5 protein-coding genes and 1 pseudogene are annotated in these 4,585 nt (G+C 73.2%); 4 read left to right on the top strand and 2 right to left on the bottom strand.

Annotated features, from left to right (window positions below):
• Positions 1-634 (top strand): annotated as a pseudogene (locus B9G49_RS15675) (hypothetical protein); the annotation flags it as partial.
• Positions 635-779: 145 nt separating this feature from the next.
• Here the strand turns inward: B9G49_RS15675 and B9G49_RS16875 are convergent.
• Positions 780-950: an HVO_0758 family zinc finger protein gene (locus tag B9G49_RS16875; protein ID WP_167373059.1), complete on the bottom strand. Its 171-nt coding sequence runs from the start codon at positions 948-950 to the stop codon at positions 780-782.
• A 171-nt stretch (positions 951-1,121) separates the two neighbouring features.
• Here B9G49_RS16875 and B9G49_RS15670 point away from each other — a divergent pair, with 171 nt between their 5' ends.
• The 3 genes from B9G49_RS15670 (at position 1,122) to B9G49_RS15660 (ending at position 4,128) form a co-directional block, all read left to right on the top strand.
• Positions 1,122-2,306, top strand: coding sequence for an MFS transporter (locus tag B9G49_RS15670; protein ID WP_049929403.1), 1,185 nt, complete (start codon positions 1,122-1,124; stop codon positions 2,304-2,306).
• Positions 2,307-2,416: 110 nt separating this feature from the next.
• The gene (locus B9G49_RS15665) at positions 2,417-3,601 is read left to right on the top strand and encodes a glycosyl transferase family 2 (protein ID WP_086216992.1); all 1,185 of its coding nucleotides are present in this window, start codon (positions 2,417-2,419) and stop codon (positions 3,599-3,601) included.
• A 2-nt stretch (positions 3,602-3,603) separates the two neighbouring features.
• On the top strand, positions 3,604-4,128 hold the full coding sequence (locus tag B9G49_RS15660) for a hypothetical protein (protein ID WP_049929401.1): 525 nt from the start codon (positions 3,604-3,606) through the stop codon (positions 4,126-4,128).
• A 19-nt stretch (positions 4,129-4,147) separates the two neighbouring features.
• On the opposite strand, the gene B9G49_RS15655 is transcribed toward B9G49_RS15660, so the two are convergent.
• On the bottom strand, positions 4,148-4,585 hold a 438-nt coding region (locus B9G49_RS15655), incomplete at its 5' end, for a DUF5804 family protein (protein WP_143414725.1).

The raw sequence follows: 4,585 nt of genomic DNA, 5'->3' as shown, positions 1-4,585 counted from the left end.
GTACGCGGCCTCGCTCGCCGACCCGAAGCCGGTCGCCGAACCGATCCGCCGCGAGATGGACCGCCTCGGCAGCGCGGTCGGCGACCGGCTCCGCGAGCTCCACGGCGAGGGGGTCGAGGACCTCAGGGAGAACCCCGGCCCGGAGGCCTTCGTCGACGAGCGCGCCGTCGCGCGGGACGCGCCGAGCGCCGACCTCCTGTCGAGCGCGGTCTACCGGAGCTTCGACGGGCTGTGGTTCGACCCGGTCGCGGTCGGCGACTACGAGCCCGACCACCCGGCGACCGGGCTGACCCGGACCGCGCTCGTCCAGACCCGGCTCCGAGCGGTCGACGCCGTCGCCGCGCGCGTCGAGGCGGGCGACACGATGTTCCCGGACGACGCCGGGGCGATCGGCGCGGCGCGCGGCGCGGCGGTCGAGTCCGCCGCGGCGCTCGCGGAGAGCGAGAACCCGCTGGCCCGGTGGCTGGCGACGCAGTTCCTGCCGCTGTTCGCGGAGCAGGACGACGCGCTCGCGGCCGACGAGCGGAGCGCGCTCTCGGCCGCCACGGCGTACGCCGAGTACCGGTGGATCGAGATCGTCGCGGACGAGGCGGGGGCGGTGGCGGAGTCGGTCGCGACGGCGATCGATTCGTGAACGGCGACGGTCAGCGAGGAGAGGCGCGAGCGGTAGTCGAAGTCCGGCAGCGCGGCGGAGGCCGGTGCGGTGCGGGGGAGAGCGATTCGGAGCGGAGTGGTGCGGCGCGGAGGCCGGTGCGGTGCGACGACGGGCGAGACGACGGTCAGCGGAGCTCCTTGAACCGGCTTCCGCACTCCGGACAGATGCGGACGGAAAACACTTCGTCAGGGTCGTTCTCCTTTTTCAACACCTTTTCGCAGTCGGCACAGTTCAGCCGCTCGTAGGTGTCCTTCATCAGGTCGCCGTCGCGGAGTCCCTTGCGCGTGGATTTCATACTCCGCCGTTCGTCGTCGGGGCGGATAAAAACCCCGTACGACATCGGTCTGACGCGTCGAGCGAGATCGGCACCCGGCGGAGGGACGCGGCCGCAGCCCGCGAGCGGCTCCCGAGATCCGGGTGCGTGCGCTTCCGCAACGCTTGTGTCCGGGCGCGGAGAAGCGCCGCCGTGTCACGGACCCGGCTGTTCGGATCGCTTTGCGCGCTGGTGTTCCTCGTCAACTTCGCGCGCGTCGTGTTCGCCCCTCTGGTGGGAGAGTTCATCGACGCGTTCGGGATCCGCGAGGGGACCGCCGGGCTCATCGTCACGCTCGCGTGGCTCGGCTCGGCCGCGCCGCGCATCCCGGCCGGCTGGGCGCTCACGCGCTTCGCGCGGCGGCGCGTCATCCTCGTCTCCGGCGCGATGCTGACCGCGGGGGCGCTCGGCGTCGCCCTCGCGCCGAGCGTGCTCGCGCTGATGGTCGCCGCCTTCGCGATCGGCTTAGCCTCCGGCGTCTACTTCGTCGCCGCGAACCCGTTCATCGCGGAGCTGTTCCCGCAGCGCGTCGGACGCGTGATGGGCGTTCACGGCATGGCTAGCCAGCTCGCCGCCGTCATCGCCGCGCCCGCCGTCACCGTCGCGCTGTGGTACGACTGGCGGTACGCCTTCTACGCGCTCGCGCTCGCCGCGGCCGCCAGCACGGTCGTGTTCGTCGCGCTCGCGCGGCGGACTGACCTCCCGGACGCCGGCGCGAGCGACACCGACTTCCTCGGGGCCGCCCGCGGCGAGTGGAAGCTGATCCTCGCGGGCATCGTGCTGATGGGCCTCACGAGCTTCGTCTGGCAGGGCCTGTTCAACTTCTACGAGCTGTACATGATCGACAAGGACCTGACGCGGTCGACCGCGCGGAACCTCTTGACGGTGATCTTCGCCGCCGGCGTGCCCGCCTTCCTCGTCTCGGGCGACCTCGCCGACCGGCTTCCCCACGTCCCGTACCTGCTCGGCATCGTCACGGCGTTCGTCGGCGGGGTCGTCCTCGTGGTCGTCGCCGAGGGGCTGGCGGCGGTGATCGCCGCGAGCGTCGTCGTGGGGTTCGCCATCCACATGCTGTTCCCCGCTGGCGACACGTACCTGCTCGCGTCGCTGCCGGACGAGTCCCGCGCGTCGGCGTACGCGATGTTCTCGGCCGGGATGATGTCAACGCAGGCGGCCGGCTCCTGGGCCGTCGGCGAGGCGATCGAGGCGGGCGCGACGTACGACGCCGTCTTCCTCTCGCTCGCCGGGGGGCTGGCGCTCCTCGTCGCGGCGTACGCGGTGCTGTACCGCCTCGGACGCGTTCCCGGGGGCGCGGCGGGCGCGACGCGGAGGGTCTGAGGCGACGCCCCGAGCGCCGACCCCGCGGCCCGGCCGACCCCCCGCTCGGGGACCGACGCCGGCTTGGGGCACCGCACCTGTTTTGGTCGTCGCTCCCGTGTGATCGGTAAATGGAGTACGTTCAGGAGCGCGTGACGACCCTCCACGCGTTGACCGACCACCGGCCCAACGCCCCCACGGACCGCGCGGCGGTCGTCGTGCCGATGACCGAGCGCGAGTACGGGACGCTCGCGGCCGAGCGCGTGCTCTCGACGCTGGAGACGGTCGACCCCGCCCGCGTGATCGTTCCGCTCCGGGCGTCGGCCGACCGCGCCGGCCCGTTCGCGGACTGGCTCGACGGGTTCGACCTCGACGTCGAGACGCTGTGGTGCGACGGCCCCGAGCTCGCCTCGCTGCTCGAAGCGCGCGGGCTCGACGGCGACCGCGGCAAGGGTCGGGACGTGTGGCTCGCCCTCGGTCGCGCGCTCGACGAGGAGTTCGTCGTCGTCCACGACGCCGACACGAAGACCTACTCGCCGGCGTTCGTGAACCGGCTGCTGTTCCCGCTCGGGGAAGGGTACGCGTTCTCGAAGGGGTACTACGCCCGCGTCGAGGACGGCTCGCTGTACGGGCGGCTGTTCAGGCTGTTCTTCCGGCCGCTCGTCCGCGCGCTCGGCGACGCCGCGCCGGGGCGGGAGCCGGACGTGCTGGCGTACCTCTCGGCGTTCCGCTACGCGCTCGCCGGCGAGTTCGCGGCGACGAGCGAGCTCGTCTCCGAGCTCCGAGTCCAGCGCGGCTGGGGGCTGGAGGTCGGCACGCTCGGTGAGGCGTTCGACCGCGCCGGGTTCGCCGACAGCGCGCAGGTCGACCTGGGGAGCTACGAGCACGACCACCGCTCCGTCGAGGGGCCGACCGGCCTTGCGGACATGAGCCGGGCGGTCGGCGAGGCGACCCTGCGCGCGGTCGAAGACGCCGGCGTCGACGTCGACTACGACGGCCTCGCCGAGCGCTACCGCGAGGCCGCGGAGACGCTGGTCGACGGGTACGCGACCGACGCGGCGTTCAACGGGCTCTCGTACGACGCCGCCGACGAGCGGTCACAGGTGGCGACGTACGCCGAGGCGCTGGGGGAGCCCGGGCCGGACACTCGACTCCCGGCCTGGCGGAACGCTCCCGTCGACCCCGACGAGGTCTTCGAGGCCGCGACCGCCGACCTCGACGGGGCTCGGGGCGGGGGCACGGACGGCGGAACCGGCGCCGGCGGCAGCCCCGCGACCGACGCCGGACAGACGGGGCCCGCGCCGGGAGAGGACTGACGATGGCGCACGGGAGCGGGCCGAGCGTGGCCGCGCGCGACGACCTCGCCGGCGTCGTCGACCTGTTCGAGTGGCTCACCCGCGCCGAGCTCTCGCGGGCGCTCTCAGAGCTGGCGTTCAAACAGCGGACCGAGGCCGACGAGGCCGCCATCGACGCCGCGATCGACCTCGCGGTCGACGAGTACGCGCTCGTGCCGGCGCCGGACGGGGCGCTCTCCGGGGACGACGTGACGGGCCACACCGCCGAATCGACCGCGCTCGCGGTCGGTCCCGCCGCGTTCCCGACGCTCCCGGAGGGCGCCGAGGACCTCCCGCACATCCTCGACGTGCCCGACCGGGGCGTCGACCGCGAGGCGCTCGCGGACGCGGTCCTCGACCGGCTCCGCCGCGAGGCGGTGACGGCGATAGACGAGGGGGACGCCGAGCGACTGGAAACGCTCGCGGACGTGACCTACGACGTGGAGGCGTGGGCGCCGGTCGACGTGGGCCCGGTCCGGACGCGGATCCTCGCCGAAGTGGACGAGTGACGGCGTCGGACTCGGGAGCTTACCCCGAGAACTCTGACTCGCTCACGCGGACGACGAGCGTCTCGTCGACATCGCGGAGGTCGTACTCGGGCGTCTCGCCCTGTCGCCGCCGGACGTAGAGGGGTTCGACCGGGAGACCGTCGACGAGACCGAACACCTTCAGTCGCTGGTCGGTCTCCTCGGGCAGCACGTCGCCGTCGCGGACCTCGCGGGCGAGGTCGCGGGAGAGCCACTCGTCGGACGCGACGGAGGGCTCTAACACGAGCGCCTCCTCGACGAAGCGGACGAGGTACCAGTCGAGGTCGTTGAGGAGCGAGACGGCGGCGCCGAGGCTCACGGTGTCGACGGCGACGCTGTTCTCGAACGGCTCCTCGATTCGGTAGGTCGCGAGCGCGTCGCGAGCCGTCTCGCGGGAGAGCAGCTCGTAGGAGAGCTCCACGTCGGGGTCGCCGAGGAG

The sequence above is a fragment of the Halorubrum sp. SD683 genome (genome assembly GCF_002135045.1).
Classification (GTDB): domain Archaea; phylum Halobacteriota; class Halobacteria; order Halobacteriales; family Haloferacaceae; genus Halorubrum; species Halorubrum ezzemoulense.
The sequence above is the reverse complement of the archived record's forward strand: the minus strand, read 5'-3'. Positions and strand labels throughout refer to the sequence as shown.

What these genes read in the sequence shown, in the direction of transcription:
- B9G49_RS16875 (WP_167373059.1), bottom strand. Translation starts at nt 950, where the DNA reads ATGAAATCCACGCGCAAGGGACTCCGCGACGGCGACCTGATGAAGGAC.
- B9G49_RS15665 (WP_086216992.1), top strand. Translation starts at nt 2,417, where the DNA reads ATGGAGTACGTTCAGGAGCGCGTGACGACCCTCCACGCGTTGACCGAC.
- B9G49_RS15660 (WP_049929401.1), top strand. Translation starts at nt 3,604, where the DNA reads ATGGCGCACGGGAGCGGGCCGAGCGTGGCCGCGCGCGACGACCTCGCC.